This window comes from Yersinia sp. 2545 StPb PI (assembly GCF_052217125.1).
GTDB classification, from domain to species: Bacteria; Pseudomonadota; Gammaproteobacteria; order Enterobacterales; family Enterobacteriaceae; genus Yersinia; species Yersinia enterocolitica_E.
In genome coordinates this window covers 211492-229145 of sequence record NZ_JAZGPY010000001.1, presented here as the reverse complement: position 1 = coordinate 229145, position 17654 = coordinate 211492, and the positions used below count along the sequence as shown (strand labels likewise).

Genomic DNA, 17654 nt, shown 5'->3' with positions numbered 1-17654 from the left:
CGTGTATAACAGACAGCTTTTTATGGTATACATTCTAGTCGAAATTGTTACAAAGCTTATTGTTGTGCCTAATTATCAACACTTTCGTCAAATGGGCGGTAGCGGATCTCTAATATCCAGTAGGTTGCTTCACCATTTGGTGTCTGAACCGTCACCTCATCCTCCACCTGCTTGCCAATTAAGGCACGGGCAACCGGTGAATCGATAGAAATCCATTTTTTTGCCGGATCAAACTCATCCGGCCCAACCAGGCGAAAGATGCGCTGCTCTTCTAATTCATTTTCTACCCGCACCCAGGCACCAAAAAAGACTTTTCCTTCCTGACGCGGGTCAGGGTCGACAACTTTCAGCACCTCAAGGCGTTTGGTCAAAAAGCGTACCCGGCGATCAATCTCTCGTAGCCGCTTCTTACCATAGATATATTCAGCGTTTTCCGAACGGTCACCCATTGCTGCGGCTTCAGACACCGCCTGTGTTACCACCGGGCGCTCTTCCCGCCACAGATAATGCAATTCACGATCCAGCGCCTGCCAGCCTTCGCGGGTAATGTAATTACTTTTCGCCATATAATTATCCCTTTGGCATTGATGCTTCTACTATACCCTAACTTTTTACCGATAAGTCCACGTTACCTCAAGCTCTGCTGCCGCTCTACTGGCAATTTATCCGGGCAATCCGTATAACTATCTTCTGCCATTTTTCCTACTCACTATCAGACTTGACATCAGACTTATGAATGAACAACTGAGCAGCATTATTGCAAGCGAACTACAGGCGCGGCCGGAGCAAGTTATCTCTGCTATCCGCCTGCTTGATGAAGGTAATACCGTGCCGTTTATTTCGCGGTATCGTAAGGAAGTTACCGGCGGGTTGGATGATACCCAGTTGCGCCAGTTGGAAAGTCGTTTGGGCTATCTGCGTGAACTCGAAGAGCGCCGCCAAACCATTCTTAAATCAATTGAAGAAAGGGGCAAGCTCACTGAGCAGTTGGCCGGTGCCATCAATGGCACCATGAGTAAAACTGAGCTTGAAGATTTATATCTCCCTTATAAACCGAAGCGCCGCACCCGTGGTCAGATTGCGATTGAAGCCGGTCTGGAACCATTGGCGGACAGTTTATGGCATGACCCACAGCAAGAGCCAGAACAGGTTGCTCTCGCTTATGTTGATGCCGATAAAGGTGTTGCAGATACGAAAGCGGCACTGGATGGTGCACGCTATATCCTGATGGAGCGCTTTGCAGAAGATGCAACCCTACTGGCGAAAGTGCGCCAGTATTTGTGGAAAAATGCCCATTTGGTAGCAAAAGTGGTGGAAGGCAAAGAGCAGGAAGGCGCTAAATTCCGCGATTACTTTGACAGCCACGAACCTATCGCCCAAGTCCCTTCTCACCGCGCACTGGCAATGTTCCGTGGACGTAATGAAGGTGTGCTGCAACTGGCGCTAAATCCGGATCCGCAGTTTGACGAACCGCCGCGCGAAAGTCAGGGCGAGCAGATAATTATTAACCATCTCGACCTGCGGCTGAATAATGCGCCAGCAGACGGTTGGCGCAAAGCGGTGGTCAACTGGACCTGGCGTATCAAAGTGCTGATGCATCTGGAAACCGAGCTGATGAGTACCCTGCGCGAACGAGCCGAAGATGAAGCAATCAACGTATTCGCCCGTAACATGCAAGATCTGTTGATGGCAGCCCCTGCCGGCATGCGCGCCACCATGGGCCTTGATCCGGGCCTGCGGACTGGGGTGAAAGTGGCGATAGTGGACGCTACCGGCAAGCTGGTTGCCTTTGATACCATCTACCCTCATACCGGGCAGGCTGCTAAAGCCGCCGCCGTGGTGGCCGCCCTATGCATCAAGCATCAGGTTGAACTGGTGGCTATCGGGAATGGTACGGCATCGCGGGAAACCGAGCGTTTCTTTGTCGAGCTACAGCAACAGTATCCGGCAGTCACCGCGCAAAAAGTGATTGTCAGCGAAGCTGGAGCCTCGGTTTACTCCGCCTCGGAGTTGGCGGCGCTGGAGTTCCCAGATCTGGATGTCTCCATCCGTGGTGCAGTGTCTATTGCCCGGCGGTTACAAGATCCACTGGCTGAACTGGTAAAAATTGACCCGAAATCTATCGGGGTCGGCCAGTATCAACATGATGTTAGCCAAAGCCAACTGGCGAAAAAGCTGGATGCGGTAGTGGAAGACTGCGTAAACGCCGTGGGTGTGGATTTAAACACCGCGTCGGTGCCGTTACTGACCCGGGTTGCGGGTTTAACCCGCATGATGGCGCAAAACATTGTTAGCTGGCGTGATGAGAATGGCCGCTTCCATAACCGTGAGCAATTGCTCAAAGTCAGCCGCCTCGGGCCGAAAGCCTTCGAGCAGTGTGCCGGCTTCCTGCGTATCAATCATGGCAATAACCCGCTGGACGCATCAACCGTGCATCCAGAAGCCTACCCGATTGTTGAGCACATTTTGGCTGCAACTGAACAGGCATTGCAGGACCTAATGGGTAATGCTACCGCGCTGCGTAATCTTAATGCGCGTGATTTCACCACCGAGCAATTTGGTGTCCCGACGGTCACCGATATTCTACGCGAGTTAGAAAAGCCAGGCCGTGACCCACGCCCTGAGTTCAAAACCGCAACCTTCGCTGAAGGTGTAGAGACGCTCAATGACCTGACTCCGGGCATGATCCTCGAAGGCTCGGTCACTAACGTGACCAACTTTGGTGCCTTTGTTGATATTGGTGTTCATCAGGATGGTTTGGTACATATTTCATCACTGGCGGATAAGTTTGTCGATGACCCACATAAGGTGGTGAAAGCCGGGGATATCGTCAAAGTGAAAGTCATGGAAGTGGATTTGCAACGCAAGCGCATTGCCCTGACCATGCGCCTTGATGAACAGCCTGGTGAAGGCGGCTCGCGTCGTGGTAACAATGGCGCTAATAGTGCGAATAGCAGCGCCAATGGTCGTAATGACAATCGTGGTGCCAGCCAGCCTCGTAACAGCAATGATGCGAACAGTCGCCCAGCAGCCAAGGGCCGGGCAGACAGTAATTCTGGTAGCAACAGCGCCATGAGTGATGCACTGGCGGCGGCATTTAAAAAACGCTGATATCTCTACTCAGGGCCACGTTGGTGGCCCTTTTTTCATTTACGTTTTTGTTTCAAATTATCGCGACATCTTTAATATTTCCTCTCATATCCTTTTCTTCTATAAAGCTGAAGATTTATCTTTTAAATTAATTAGCACGCGATTCTTTTCTGCTGCGAAATGACGTTTACATCATGATTAAATCGGCGTTAATTTAACAATCTATTTAACATGAGGGTTAATTTCGTCAATTATTCACTCTAATTTATAAATAATTATGAAGACATTCTGTGAGTTAATTAAAATCCGAATGTTATTTTATTAAAATGTGAGTGAATTAATTATGTTAACAATCGGTATTTAACTGCCCTAACAGGGCATAATGGAAACATTCAGTTAACTGATTTAACTCATTATTTTCATTTGCGATTATGTTAATTTGATGGTAAAACAAGCATAAATAAAAATCAGACTCATTAATTATACCCTAAATAATTCGAGTTTCAGGAAGGCGGCAAGCGAGATAATCCCGATAAGCTTACATGAGTAAGTGATTCGGGTTAGTGAGCGTAGCCAACACACAGGCAGATGGAAGTATGACGGGTATATAAAAATGAAATAGTAACGAATACTTACCTTTGAGTATTTCACCTTAGTTGAATATGAAAACGATTCTTACTATTATTATTTTATCTATTACCTTTTAGAGTCGTATCACTCTGAATTTTGGTACGCCAATAACGTAATAACAAGAGGCACCTATGCATCTTATCCCGCAGCGTTCCTATAAAATTGTTGGTTTCTCGCCTGAAATCAGCCCGGCTTACCGGCAGAAATTATTGTCACTGGGTATGCTGCCCGGCTCTTCGTTTAATGTTGTCCGCCTCGCGCCATTAGGTGACCCCATTCAGATAGAGACCCGCCGCGTCAGTCTGGTGCTACGGAAAAAAGACTTAGATCTGCTTACGCTGGACTTGCAACCCTAATATTGCGGGTCAACATCCTATTTTGGCTGCCGGGCTGCGTGTCAAAGCCCCCCTGCGTAGTCTGATTTTAATTTACTAATATCACGTTGGATCATGAAAGCACTCACAATCGGCCTGATCGGCAATCCCAATGCAGGTAAAACCACCCTTTTTAACCAGTTAACCGGTGCCCGCCAACGGGTGGGGAACTGGGCCGGGGTTACGGTGGAGCGCAAAGAAGGCCATTTCACTACCGCGCAACATCAAGTGACATTGGTTGACCTGCCGGGAACCTACTCCCTGACCACCATTTCTGAGCAAACCTCGCTGGATGAGCAAATTGCTTGTCACTACATTCTAAGTGGTGAAGCTGACCTGCTGATTAATGTCATTGATGCGGTGAATCTGGAGCGCAATCTCTACCTGACACTGCAACTGGTTGAATTGGGTATTCCCTGTATTGTGGCGCTCAATATGTTGGATATTGCCAAAAGCCAACATATCGATATTGATATCAAGGCATTATCTCAGCAGTTAGGTTGCCCGGTTATTCCGCTGGTCTCCACTCGCGGGCAGGGTATCAATGAATTAAAAAGCAGTATTGATGAACTTCAGCCAATTCCCTTTAAGGCTTTGGTTAACTACCCGCCAGTGCTGCTCAGTGAAGTAGATAAGTTGGTACAGGCCATGCCTGAGTCCTGGCCGGTACAGCAGCGCCGTTGGCTGGCACTGCAAATATTGGAAGGTGATATCTATAGCCTGGCACGTGCAGGCATAGCGCCCTCAATCGTGGCGCTAGCGCGTGAAAATCTGCGAGCAAGCCAACACGAAGATCCCGAGCTGGTGATAGCCGATGCCCGCTATCAAAGTATTGCCCGCATCTGTGATGTGGTCGGTAACTCGCAGCAAGCGGAACCGAACCGCCTGACACAAGCGCTTGATAAAGTGATCCTTAATCGCTGGTTAGGTGTCCCGATCTTTCTGTTTGTCATGTATTTAATGTTTGTCTTAGCCATCAATATCGGTGGGGCGTTGCAACCCATATTTGATATCGGCTCTGCGGCTATCTTTATTCAGGGGTTGCAATGGGTGGGTTATACGCTGCATTTCCCACAGTGGTTAACCATCTTCCTCGCTCAAGGCGTGGGGGGCGGGATTAATACCGTGCTGCCGTTGGTGCCACAAATTGGCATGATGTACCTGTTTCTCTCCTTTTTGGAAGACTCCGGTTATATGGCCCGAGCCGCATTTGTTATGGACCGGCTGATGCAGGCGCTGGGGTTACCGGGTAAATCCTTCGTACCACTGATTGTCGGTTTCGGCTGTAATGTGCCCTCGATCATGGGTGCACGAACACTGGATGCGCAACGCGAACGCCTGATAACCATCATGATGGCACCCTTTATGTCCTGTGGCGCACGGCTGGCGATTTTTGCCGTCTTCGCGGCGGCATTCTTCGGTCAGGATGGGGCCAGTATCGTTTTCTCTCTTTATCTATTGGGTATCGCGGTCGCCATCCTCACTGGGCTGGTGCTGAAATACACCATTATGCGTGGCGAAGCCTCACCCTTTGTGATGGAACTGCCGGTTTATCATGTGCCCCATCTAAAGAGTTTATTATTGCAAACCTGGCAACGGTTAAAAGGTTTTGTCCTGCGCGCAGGGAAAGTGATTGTCATTGCCAGTATCTTCATCGGCGGCCTGAACAGCTTCTCTTTCAGTGGCAAACCGGTAGATAGCATCAATGACTCAGCACTGGCCTCAGTCAGTAAAGTGCTGACGCCACTGCTGGCACCCATGGGTGTTCATGGCGATAACTGGCAGGCAACCGTGGGGTTAGTGACCGGCGCCATGGCAAAAGAAGTGGTGGTAGGGACACTCAATACTCTCTATACCGCAGAGCAGATTAAGAATGAACCCTTTGATGCCGAGAGCTTCAACTTACCGGGCGAATTGGTCGGGGCGGTTAAAACTACCTGGCAGGGCTTAAAAGATACTTTTAGCCTTAGCGTGTTATCCAATCCCATTGAAGCCAGCAAAGGTGATGGTGAAATGGCAGCCGGTTCGATGGGCATGATGAGCAGTAAATTCGGTTCCAGTATTGCTGCCTATAGCTACCTGATATTTGTGTTGCTCTATGTGCCCTGCGTCTCAGTCATGGGGGCTATCGCTCGGGAAACCAGCCGCGGCTGGATGACCTTCTCAATATTGTGGGGGTTAAATGTGGCCTACTCACTGGCAACCCTGTTCTACCAAGCCGCCACGTTTCACCAGCACCCGCAACAAAGCCTAATGATTATTGCGGTGGTTATGGTGATTAATGCATTGATCTTGTTTGGATTGCGCCGCGCGCGGAGCCGGGTAACTGTCAGGTTGCAAAACAGTAAACCTGCGAGCTGTTGTCAGAGTGCAAGCAATGATTGCCATTAACAAACCGCTTTTGTTACAACAGGAGGCATGATGGCGAGCCTACTCCAATTACGCGATGCCATCGCGCTCAGTGGTAGTGTGGGAGCGAGTCAACTAAGCCAGCAATTGGCAACACCTTTACCCCTGGTTGAGGCCATGCTAGAAAGGCTGACGGCAATGGGCAAGGTTGAACGCATTGAGCAAGATAATAGTGGGTGCCTGACGGGCAGTTGCAAGAGCTGCCCTGAAGGAAAAAATAAATGTAACACTGTGATTTATAAAATAAAAAATCATCATTAAGTCACAAAAAGAGATGCCCGATGGGCATCTCTGCCTTTTTATTACTTATAAACATCGGCATCAGCGTCAAATTTCTTCTTTTCACGCTCGGCGATGATCACATAATACTTACCGCCTTTCTCATCCGCCATTTTCGACAGCTCTTCTTTCACATCCATCGGCGATGTTGCCTGACCCGACGTGGTGATGGTGCCAATCTTCTCGTAATTCTTCGCTTCTTCTTTAGTAATTTCTTTCGCCGCCATCGCGCCAAAAGAAACCCCGGTCACAACCAGAGCAATAGCCAGATTTTTCAATAAATGCATACCGAATACCTCACAAGTGAAGGGTTAATGCGTATAAAAACAGTAAGAAAAACAAAGATGATATTGATTTAATTCAAGACAGTTGGCTGATGTTACGCCACGCGCAGTGGCCGCCCACACCTCTAAAGAAAAGGCTCTCCCCATGCCAGTGCGCGGGGATGCGCCAATTTGAACCTTCTTAATTATTAAGTAAATTTAATATTTAGCCATTAAATTACGCATTAAATTCCATTCATCTCTATGTGCTAAGGCCTTAAATCTGTGGCAGTTAGCTATTCCAGTGTGATTTTAGCGTCAACATGTGCTGAAAAATCTATAAGTAATTTTGAAAAATCATCAGGATGAGAAACAAAAGGGGCATGAGCTGCTCCCTTCATCACCACCGATTGACTCTGCGGCCAGGCACTATCTAATAACGAAGCCACTTTGCGCGGCACCAGCCCATCCAGATAACCATAAATGCGCAACAAAGGTAGAGTGCATTTGCCCAGTGCGGGTCGTAAATCTGCAGTACGCAGAATGTCTAGCCCGCCGATTAACACCTCCACCTCTGGCATCTGGTGTTGTAGCACCACCGCGTTCAATAAACGGGCATCCTGTCGTGCACTTTCCGTCCCCAAAGTTTGCAATGCCAGAAAACGCTCAACGGTACGCTGAAAATCCTCACTTAACTGTTGCTGAAAACCAGCCAAGACTTCCGGCCGAATCCCCGGCCATTCATCATGCGCAGTAAAACATGGCGAGGAGGAGACAGTTATCAGCCCACGCACGCGCTCTGGTTGAGTCAAAGCTATCTGACTGGCCACCAGCCCGCCCATCGACCAACCGAGCCACAAGGCGCGCGGTGGTGCTTGTTGTAAGACAATTGCCGCCATATCAGACAGTGGCATCGTACCAAAATCTTTGCTGCGCCCATAACCGGGGAGGTCCACCAAATGCAGACGAAAATGCGGCGCGAGTCTATCAATTATGCAATGCCAGACTTCGGCGTTCAGCCCCCATCCGTGCAGCAGCACAAGATCGCAATCACCTTCACCGCAGATGTTCCAATACAGTTGTTTCATACGTTAATATCCTGTTGCCTTAGCCGCGTCATACATCACTTATCAAGGAAGATAAACATGCTAACAATCGTCAGCCAGTGTTGGCTATGCCGGCAGCGGTTATATCATCCCAGGCATGGCATTTGTTGTTATTGCAACCAGCATTTACCTAAATTACCGCCCTGTTGCCCTCGCTGCGGCTTGCCCTGCACTAACCCGGCATTACCTTGTGGCCGCTGCCTTAACGCACCACCCCGCTGGGCGAGTATGACCTTTGTCAGTGATTATATTCCGCCCTTGAACGGGCTGATAAAAAAGTTCAAATTTAACGGCGTCACACCGTTGGCTCCGGTACTGGCCCGTTTATTATTGTTACGCTGGCTTGATGCCTACCGTCAGGGTAAGGTTATCAGGCCAGAAAGAATCATTAGTGTGCCTTTACACCGCAGGCGCTGTTGGCGGCGCGGCTATAACCAAACAGACCTGTTAGCACGGCCATTGGCACACTGGCTTGGCTGCCACTACAGTAATATGACGTTACAGCGAGTACGGGCTACACCACCGCAGCAGCGATTGAAAGCTACCGCGCGACGTAAAAATATGCGGGGGATATTTCGTTGTACACAGTCTCTTCGCGGCCAACATATTGCTCTGCTGGATGATGTCGTAACAACGGGCAGTACACTGAATGAGATTGCCGATCTACTCTGGTCCGAGGGGATTGCCTCATTACAGGTGTGGTGTATCTGCCGAACCTTGTAGTCACCCTAGCAATGGGCGTATTATAACCGACAAGAATAGTCAACTATTGAGCAGATGCCATGATCACAATAACAGACGCAGCACAATCTCATTTTGCCAAACTGTTGGCAAATCAAGAAGAAGGCACCCAAATCCGGGTATTTGTTATCAACCCCGGAACACCCACCGCTGAATGCGGCGTGTCTTACTGCCCACCGGATGCGGTCGAAGCAACAGATACTGTACTGAAATTTGAGCAGTTATCTGCCTATGTTGATGAAATGAGCAAGCCTTATTTGGACGACGCTGAAATCGATTTCGTCACTGACCAACTAGGCTCTCAACTTACCCTGAAAGCGCCTAATGCCAAAATGCGTAAAGTTGATGATACTGCACCATTGATGGAGCGGGTTGAATATGTTCTGCAATCGCAGATTAACCCGCAACTGGCCGGGCATGGTGGCCGTGTAACATTGATGGAGATCACACCAGATGCATTGGCTATCCTGCAATTCGGCGGTGGCTGTAACGGGTGCTCTATGGTTGATGTCACATTGAAAGAAGGCATCGAAAAAGAGCTGTTGCAGAAATTCCCAGAATTGAAAGGCGTGAGGGATTTGACCGAGCATCAACGCGGCGAGCATTCCTATTACTAATTATCCTGCGTCCTTGGCGCTACAGCGGTGTTAGCTTCGCTCGCTCACCCGAATCACTGACTGATGTCAGCTCATCGGGATTTGTTCGCTTGCTGCCTTGCTGTAACACCAATAACTTTGGCTAATAATTGAGCATTGCTATTACTAATTGTCCTGCGTCCTTAGTGCTACAGCGGTGTTAGCTTCGCTCGCTCACCCGAATCACTGACTGATGTCAGCTCATCGGGATTTGTTCGCTTGCTGCCTTGCTGTAACACCAATGAATAATATTGTTCTTAATGCTGACAAAACCAGATGACTCAATCTGGAGCGGCGAGGATAGGTAGAAGAGTAAAGCGTCCGCGCCAGGGATGGCGCGGCACGAGCCTACATCGACGTATTGATGGCGTCTTTACGATCTGCCTGTTCTCTCCGCCACGAGCACTTTATTGGCAGCCTACTGAGAGATTCCCTCCCTTATCATCCCGCCGACACATTCTTGCGCCGCTTATCCAAATCCTTCAATAAACGATTAACCTGACTGTCAGCAAACATCTCTTCCAAGGTCGAGGTCAATTTACGCCGCCAGTTCGGATATTCCTCACTGGTTCCGGGGATGTTTACCGGTGTCGCCATATCTAACCAATCTTCCGGTTGCAAACCCAGTAATGCGCTGGCGCTGTCAGCAACATAACGCTGTAATCCCCGGTTAAGGACTGGGCTCATCGAGAGGAGTGACGCTTTATGGCCTACCTTCTTTGGCACACAGTCATAGTGATGTAACCCTTCCAATAATCCTTGCTTGGCCCGTTCCCGATCAAGATAAAGCTGCTTCAATATCTGTTGGTCTGGATATAACCCCAGCTTATTCCCCAACGTCAGATCGTCACTTTGCCAATAGCCCCGTAAGGTCGGCAAGTCATGGGTCGTAATGGTGGCCATCGCCTGTGCCGGATAAGATTGTGGCGCACGGAAGGTATTCTCACTGTCATGCTCAAAATAGAGCACCTTATAGGAATACACCCCGCTGTCACGCAGCTTAGCCACAATCTCTACCGGTACCGTGCCTAAATCCTCGCCAATCACCATGCAGTGATGACGCTGACTTTCCAGCGCCAATATCGCCAATAGATCATCGACCGGATATTTAACATAAGCCCCCTGGGCGGCAGTCTGCCCGTAGGGAATCCACCACAGACGCAATAAGGCCATCACATGATCAATACGCAGAGCACCACAACTGGTCATATTAGCGCGCAGCAAATCGATAAAAGGCTGGTAGGCACGCGCAACCATGACGTGCGGGTCCATTGGTGGCAACCCCCAGTTCTGGCCCAGCGGCCCTAAAATATCAGGCGGAGCCCCTACTGAAGCTTTCAGACAATATAACTCGCGGTCACACCAGGTTTCAGCGCCACCTTCAGCCACACCAACAGCTAAATCACGGTACAAACCAATCGGCATTTTTCGTGTCTGGCTGTTGCGAAAACAGTTATCAAACTGAGTGGCGGCCAACCACTGTAACCATAGATAGAAGGTCACATCACTCGCGTATTCGCGGCAAAAATCAGCTACAGCACTGCTGTGCCCATCACGATATTTTTCTGGCCACACCGGCCAGCCCCACATCATTGGGTCTTGCGCACTTAAATGAGCATGTAGCGCATCAAAAGCTGCTTGTTGATGCAGACTACGACCGCCTTGTTCCACAAACTGGTGGAACGCCTGCATCCGTGCATCTTTTACTTTACGAGCAGTAAACAACGGGAAGGCCAAACGCAGCGCCATCAATTTCAGTTGCATAACTTGCGGATAATCAACCCACTCATTAGCCCGAATTTCAGCCAGCGTCTGTTGCGTTGCTGGTTGATGCCACCAGAGCTGCGCCGCTTCACTGTGCTGAAACTCATCCACGCGGTTCACGTCGATATAAACCACATTCAACCAGCGTCTTGAAGAGGGGCTATAGGGGCTAGCACTCTGTGGGTTAGCCGGATACAGCGCATGAATTGGATTCAAACCGATAAAGGCACCACCACGCTCGCCCACCTGTTCCAACATTTGGCTGAGATCACCAAAATCACCAATCCCCCAGTTGCGTTCGGAACGCAGGGTATAGAGCTGTACACAAGCGCCCCACAACTTTTTCCCTGCCAGCAACGCATCTGGCTCATAGCAACGTTTCGGTGCCACAATAATTGAACACTGCCACTGCTGTAACCCTTGTTCGAGAATCAAACGGTGATAACCCTGCGGCAGAGAAGATGGCAATGTCAGCGTCTTTTTTGCACTGATACGCCCCTGGTGCAACTCACCTTTTTCTGTCTGCAATTGCCAGTGATAATCGCCTGAACCCGCCATTGGTAGCTGCATTGGGCTACCAAAAGTAAATACTTTCACCACCGGTAGTGGTGTATTTTCTGTCGAGGTGTCCTGAGGCACCTGAGTGCGCCCCATGGCCGCCAACAACTGCTGCTTGGTTTCCGGCAAAATAGCCTGCGGCTTACCATGAGCATTAATGTAGCTGGCGGCTATCCCTGCCAGTGTCGCTGCTTGATCGAGCGATTTACGATCCATGCAGTCTTCTCCTTAACGTTTGGCTTGCCAAATCCGTGATTGGTAATCACGAATTGAACGGTCAGAACTGAACATCCCTACCCGGGCAGTGTTAAGAATGGTACGGCGGGTCCATTCATCCTTATCGCGGTACAGGGCATCAATTTGCTTCTGTGCCTGACAGTATGAGGCAAAATCAGCCAATACCAGATAAGGGTCACCCCCTTCCAACAGGCTATGCAACATCATGTCAAATGCGTGCTTATCACCTTGGCTGAACGCACCACTGGTCAGCTCATCCAGAATGCTTTTCAGGTGCGCGTCAGCTTTAAGATACTGCTGCGGCTTATAGCCTTTCGCCAAAATGGCTTTTACCTGCTCCACGGTGTTACCGAAAATAAAGATATTCTCGTCACCCACCTGCTCGGCAATCTCAACGTTAGCCCCATCGAGAGTGCCCACAGTCAATGCACCATTCAGTGCCAGTTTCATGTTGCCAGTACCAGAGGCTTCTTTACCGGCAGTTGAAATCTGCTCCGATACATCCGCCGCAGGAATCATCAATTCCGCGACTGAAACCCGATAATCGGGGATAAAGACCACTTTTAGGCGATCTTTGACGATCGGATCATTGTTGATCTTATCGGCGGCCTGATTGATCGCATAAATAATATTCTTAGCTAAATAATAACCAGGTGCAGCTTTGGCACCAAACAAGAACACCCGCGGCGCAATATCCAGATTCGGGTTGTCACGGATCTGGCGGTAGAGCGACAGAATATGTAACAGATTCAAATGCTGACGCTTATATTCATGCAACCGCTTAATCTGCACATCGAAGATGGCGTCTGGATTAATCACCAACCCCATAGTTCGCTTAACGTATTCAGCTAACTTAACTTTGTTGTCATATTTGATCTGCTGATAACGGCCCCTAAAAGCCTTATCTTCGGCATAAGACTCAAGCCCAGCTAATGCATCCAGATTATTCGCCCATTCCACTTTCAGCGTTTCATCAATCAGGCCAGATAATGCCGGATTACATTGCTTCAACCAACGGCGCGGCGTAATACCATTAGTAACATTATGGAATTTATTTGGCCATAATTGATAGTATTCAGGGAATAAGTCTTTGATAACCAGATCAGAATGCAGTTGCGCTACGCCGTTGACGGCAAAGCCGCTGACCACACACAGATTGGCCATTCTCACTTGCTTATTATGATGAACCGCCAGCTTGGCCCACACCGCTTCATCCCCAGGCCATTGCTTATCCACCACCTTTTTAAACTGCGCATTGATCTGCTTGATGATGACAAAATGGCGTGGCAACAAACTACGCACCAATTTTTCATCCCAACATTCAAGTGCTTCAGGCATCAACGTGTGGTTGGTATAGGCGAAGGTTTTACTGGTGATCGCCCACGCCGCATCCCAGCTTAGCTGATGCTCATCCAGCAGTACTCGCAGCATTTCAGGAATAGCGATAGTCGGGTGGGTATCATTCAGTTGAATAACTTCATAGTCAGGCAATTCAGCCAGTTTACGACCAGCCAGATGGTGCTTACGTAAAATATCCGCCACCGAGCAGGCGCATTGGAAGTATTGCTGCATCAGGCGCAGACGTTTGCCGGCCAGATGGTTATCGTTTGGATACAATACTTTGGTCAGTTTTTCTGCTTCAACGCCATTTTGTTCTGCCAGCAGGAACTTCCCATCATTAAAATTAGTTAAATCAAATGGATGTTGATGAGTAGCCTGCCACAGGCGCAACGGCTGTGTTACACCATTGCGAAAACCCAGCACCGGTAAATCCCAAGCTTCACCGCGCAAGGTGAAGGCCGGACGCCACACCTGGCGGCCATCAGCGAGTTTTTCTAACTTGCCAGCAAAGCCGACATCAACCGCCAACGCCGCATTATGGCGAAACCACGGATAACTCTCGCGCTGCCAGTTGTCCGGGGCTTCCTGTTGTTTACATTCACTGAAAGATTGACGGAACAGACCATATTGATAATTCAGACCATAACCGGTGGCGGGTTGCTCAACGGTTGCCATCGAATCAAGGAAACAGGCCGCCAAACGCCCAAGACCGCCATTACCCAATGCAGGGTCAGTCTCCTGCTCCAGCAAATCACACAGGTTAATTTGCTGCTCGGCCAGCAACGCCTCCACTTGGTCATACCAACCCAGATTAATCAGGTTGTTTGCCGTTAAACGACCAATCAAAAACTCCATTGAAATGTAGTTAACATGCCGTTGGACTTTTTGGGTTTTACCTGGTGCAGGCTGAGCCGCCAATTGTTCGGCTAACGCCGCGCTGACAGCTTCCCACCATTGGTGTTGAGTCATTTGCTGAGCGGAGGTTAGGCCAAAGCGCTGCCACTGGCGGGTCAGTGCGGCCAGGAAATCGTCCTTTTTAAGCGTAGGCTGTGACATAGGGAGTCTCTATCCTGTGAGTGGGGTAATTTTACCCTTATCCTGCCAATGAGAACTGACAAGGGCATCATCCTGCCGGGGGATTAGCTGGGGATGAGTCGCAGGGCGTAGCTAAAATTGTGATCCGGTGCAACTTACAGCCATATGAAACATTAACTCTATTGCAATAACATGGCCGTTATCAGACCTTAGCAGTGCTGATTAATTACGAGGCTAAAAATAATTACTCTTATGAATGCCTGTAACATTTAATTACAAATGGACATATCACTCGCCAGGACGTCTTCTCACCGGATATTGGTTAAACCGGACACAGCATGCTGATCCCCTCAAAACTGAGCCGCTCGGTACGGCTGCAAAATACCGTGATACGCGACCGTCTATTGGTTAAGTTATCAGGTGTAGCAAACTATCGCCTGACTTTGATCAATTGCCCAGCCGGTTATGGTAAGACCACGTTGATCGCCCAATGGGCTGCCGACCAATCCAATCTCGGGTGGTATTCACTGGATGAAAGTGACAATCAACCAGAGCGTTTCGCCTCTTATCTGATTGCTGCGGTACAGTTGGCGACTGGCGGCCATTGCAGTAAAAGTGAAGCGCTCAGCCAAAAGCATCAATACGCCAGCCTTTCAGCGCTGTTTGCTCAATTATTTATCGAGTTGTCCGATTGGGACGGCCCGCTTTATCTGGTCATCGATGACTATCATCTGATTACCAATGACGCTGTTCATGAAGCTGTGCGCTTCTTTCTGCGTCACCAGCCGGAAAATATGACGCTGATCCTGCTATCCCGCACCTTGCCACCGCTGGGAATTGCTAACCTGCGGGTGCGCGATCAGTTGCTGGAATTAGGCATGCAGCAACTGGCATTTAATCATCAGGAAGCACAGCAATTTTTTGATTGCCGCCTGTCAGTGCCACTGGAACAAGGTGATAGCAGCAGCTTGTGTGATGAAGTTGAAGGCTGGGCTACCGCGCTGCAACTGATAGCACTGTCATCGCGTCAGCCAAACTCATCCGCGCAAAAATCGGCAAAACGCCTGGCAGGGTTAAATGCCAGCCATTTGTCAGACTATCTGGTGGATGAAGTATTAGATCAGGTGGATAGCAATTCCCGCGTTTTTCTGCTGCGTTGCTCAGTATTACGTTCCATGAATGATGCCCTGATTGTGCGCCTGACTGGGGAAGATAACGGTCAGCAACGGCTGGAAGAGTTGGAGCGCCAAGGGTTATTTATTCATCGTATGGATGACAGTGGTGAATGGTTCTGCTTCCACCCGCTATTTGCCACCTTCTTGCGCCAGCGCTGCCAGTGGGAATTGGCGTTGGAGTTACCGGAATTGCATCACGCAGCCGCTGAAGGTTGGATGGCGTTGGGCTACCCGGCTGAAGCAATCCACCATGCATTGGCCGCAGGTGATGTTGGCATGTTACGTGATATCTTGCTGCAACATGCCTGGACGCTGTTTAACCACAGTGAGTTGGCGCTGCTGGAACAATGTCTAGTCGCCCTGCCTTACTCTTTATTGGTGCAGAATCCAGAACTGGCACTGCTACAAGCCTGGCTGGCGCAAAGCCAACACCGTTATGGTGAGGTGAATACCTTGCTCGAGCGCGCTGAATTTGATGCCCTGCGTGCTCAGGTGGCTATCAATGATGGTAAGCCAGATGAAGCCGAAAAACTGGCAACTGATGCGCTGAAATATCTGCCGATGGCGAACTTTTATAGCCGTATTGTGGCAACCTCCGTAACTGGTGAAGTTCATCATTGTAAAGGGGAGCTAAGCCGTGCGCTGCCCATGATGCAGCAAACCGAGCAAATGGCACGTCGCCACGAAGCCTATCACTATGCCTTATGGGCATTGCTACAACAGAGCGAAATCCTGATTGCACAAGGTTTCTTGCAAGCCGCTTATGAAACGCAAGATAAAGCCTTGATTTAATTCATGAACAACATCTTGAGCAGTTGCCGTTGCATGAATTCCTGCTGCGTATTCGCTCCCAAATTTTATGGTCGTGGTCACGGCTGGATGAAGCGGAAGAAGCGGCACGCAAAGGCATTGAGATTCTGGTCAATTACCAACCCCAACAGCAATTGCAGTGTTTGGCGATGCTGGCAAAATGCTCACTGGCGCGTGGTGATCTGGATAACGCCAATATGTATATTCAGCGTTGTGAGGCCCTGCAACACGGCAGCCAATATCATCTCGACTGGATAACCAATGCCGATAAGCCACGGGTTATTCACTGGCAGATGACCGGGGATAAAGTCGCCGCCGCAAGTTGGCTGCGCCAGGCAGAAAAACCGGGGATGGCGGATAATCACTTTTTACAGGGGCAGTGGCGTAATATCGCGCGGATACAGATCATGCTAGGGCGGTTTAATGAAGCCGAAGTGGTATTGGACGAACTGAACGAAAATGCCCGCCGCCTTCGTTTAACCAGTGACCTCAACCGTAATCTATTGTTAAGTAATATCCTTTATTGGCAAACCGAACGTAAAAGTGAGGCCCAGAAAGCGCTGATTGAATCACTGTCATTGGCTAACCGCACCGGTTTTATCAGCCATTTCGTGATTGAAGGTGAAGCTATGGCACAGCAGTTGCGCCAACTGATTCAACTTAACGCGTTACCGGAATTGGAACAGCATCGTGCTCAGCGAATACTGAAGGATATTAACCAGCACCATCGGCATAAATTCGCCCATTTTGATGAGATATTTGTCGATAAACTGCTAACTCACCCGCAAGTACCAGAACTGATCCGTACCAGCCCGCTAACCCAGCGCGAATGGCAGGTATTAGGGCTGATTTACTCCGGCTACAGTAATGAACAGATCGCCGGTGAGCTGGAAGTGGCGGCCACTACGATTAAAACCCATATCCGTAATTTATATCAAAAACTGGGGGTTGCTCACCGCCAGGAAGCCGTACAACAGGCACAGCGTTTATTACAGATGATGGGTTATGTTTGATTATTTTTATTGTTATGGCAATAAGTTACCACTGTACTGCAATTTACATTAAACCAATGTTATTGCAGTCAGTGGTCTTTGGCGATAATATTTTTATATTAATAATATTATCGGCTATAACTGTTAGCTCTTTAATATCTTTGGGGGATTGAAGCAACAATCCTACTGATTGAAAAGACAAGTTAAGTACAACT

Annotated in this window: 11 protein-coding genes and 1 pseudogene; 7 read left to right on the top strand and 5 right to left on the bottom strand. The window is 49.1% G+C overall.

Features of this window, described 5'->3' with window-relative positions; genetic code table 11:
* Nucleotides 1-68 precede the first annotated feature (68 nt).
* The gene (gene greB, locus V1955_RS00875) at nucleotides 69-566 is read right to left on the bottom strand and encodes a transcription elongation factor GreB (RefSeq protein ID WP_005186101.1); all 498 of its coding nucleotides are present in this window, start codon (nucleotides 564-566) and stop codon (nucleotides 69-71) included.
* Between the two features lie 166 nt (nucleotides 567-732).
* Here greB and V1955_RS00870 point away from each other — a divergent pair, with 166 nt between their 5' ends.
* From V1955_RS00870 to V1955_RS00855, 4 genes are all read left to right on the top strand, one after another.
* Nucleotides 733-3111 (top strand): Tex family protein, encoded by a 2379-nt coding sequence (locus V1955_RS00870; protein WP_083161239.1) that lies wholly within the window; start codon nucleotides 733-735, stop codon nucleotides 3109-3111.
* Nucleotides 3112-3851: 740 nt separating this feature from the next.
* Complete coding sequence (gene feoA, locus V1955_RS00865; RefSeq protein WP_005186094.1) at nucleotides 3852-4076, top strand: ferrous iron transporter A; 225 nt, start codon at nucleotides 3852-3854, stop codon at nucleotides 4074-4076.
* A gap of 93 nt (nucleotides 4077-4169) precedes the next feature.
* The gene (feoB, locus tag V1955_RS00860; RefSeq protein ID WP_083161240.1) at nucleotides 4170-6485 is read left to right on the top strand and encodes a Fe(2+) transporter permease subunit FeoB; all 2316 of its coding nucleotides are present in this window, start codon (nucleotides 4170-4172) and stop codon (nucleotides 6483-6485) included.
* Between the two features lie 30 nt (nucleotides 6486-6515).
* The gene (locus tag V1955_RS00855; RefSeq protein ID WP_083161241.1) at nucleotides 6516-6764 is read left to right on the top strand and encodes a FeoC-like transcriptional regulator; all 249 of its coding nucleotides are present in this window, start codon (nucleotides 6516-6518) and stop codon (nucleotides 6762-6764) included.
* Nucleotides 6765-6805: 41 nt separating this feature from the next.
* Here the strand turns inward: V1955_RS00855 and V1955_RS00850 are convergent, their stop codons facing one another.
* Together V1955_RS00850 and bioH are read right to left on the bottom strand one after the other, a co-directional pair.
* On the bottom strand, nucleotides 6806-7069 hold the full coding sequence (locus tag V1955_RS00850) for a YdgH/BhsA/McbA-like domain containing protein (RefSeq protein ID WP_372568491.1): 264 nt from the start codon (nucleotides 7067-7069) through the stop codon (nucleotides 6806-6808).
* A gap of 272 nt (nucleotides 7070-7341) precedes the next feature.
* Nucleotides 7342-8133 carry a pimeloyl-ACP methyl ester esterase BioH gene (gene bioH / locus V1955_RS00845; protein ID WP_442820432.1) on the bottom strand — a complete coding sequence of 264 codons (792 nt, stop codon included), beginning with the start codon at nucleotides 8131-8133 and terminating at the stop codon, nucleotides 7342-7344.
* Between the two features lie 57 nt (nucleotides 8134-8190).
* Between bioH and gntX the strand changes: the two genes are divergently transcribed.
* Both gntX and nfuA read left to right on the top strand, forming a co-directional pair.
* Nucleotides 8191-8874, top strand: coding sequence for a DNA utilization protein GntX (gene gntX / locus V1955_RS00840; RefSeq protein ID WP_083161245.1), 684 nt, complete (start codon nucleotides 8191-8193; stop codon nucleotides 8872-8874).
* A 59-nt stretch (nucleotides 8875-8933) separates the two neighbouring features.
* The gene (nfuA, locus tag V1955_RS00835) at nucleotides 8934-9509 is read left to right on the top strand and encodes a Fe-S biogenesis protein NfuA (protein WP_083161247.1); all 576 of its coding nucleotides are present in this window, start codon (nucleotides 8934-8936) and stop codon (nucleotides 9507-9509) included.
* Between the two features lie 459 nt (nucleotides 9510-9968).
* On the opposite strand, the gene malQ is transcribed toward nfuA, so the two are convergent.
* Together malQ and malP are read right to left on the bottom strand one after the other, a co-directional pair.
* The gene (gene malQ, locus V1955_RS00830; RefSeq protein ID WP_372568489.1) at nucleotides 9969-12065 is read right to left on the bottom strand and encodes a 4-alpha-glucanotransferase; all 2097 of its coding nucleotides are present in this window, start codon (nucleotides 12063-12065) and stop codon (nucleotides 9969-9971) included.
* Between the two features lie 12 nt (nucleotides 12066-12077).
* Nucleotides 12078-14483, bottom strand: a complete 2406-nt coding sequence (gene malP, locus V1955_RS00825; protein ID WP_442820431.1) for a maltodextrin phosphorylase — start codon at nucleotides 14481-14483, stop codon at nucleotides 12078-12080.
* 317 nt (nucleotides 14484-14800) lie between these two features.
* Between malP and malT the strand changes: the two are divergent.
* Nucleotides 14801-17460: pseudogene (gene malT, locus V1955_RS00820) on the top strand (HTH-type transcriptional regulator MalT).
* Nucleotides 17461-17654 lie beyond the last annotated feature (194 nt).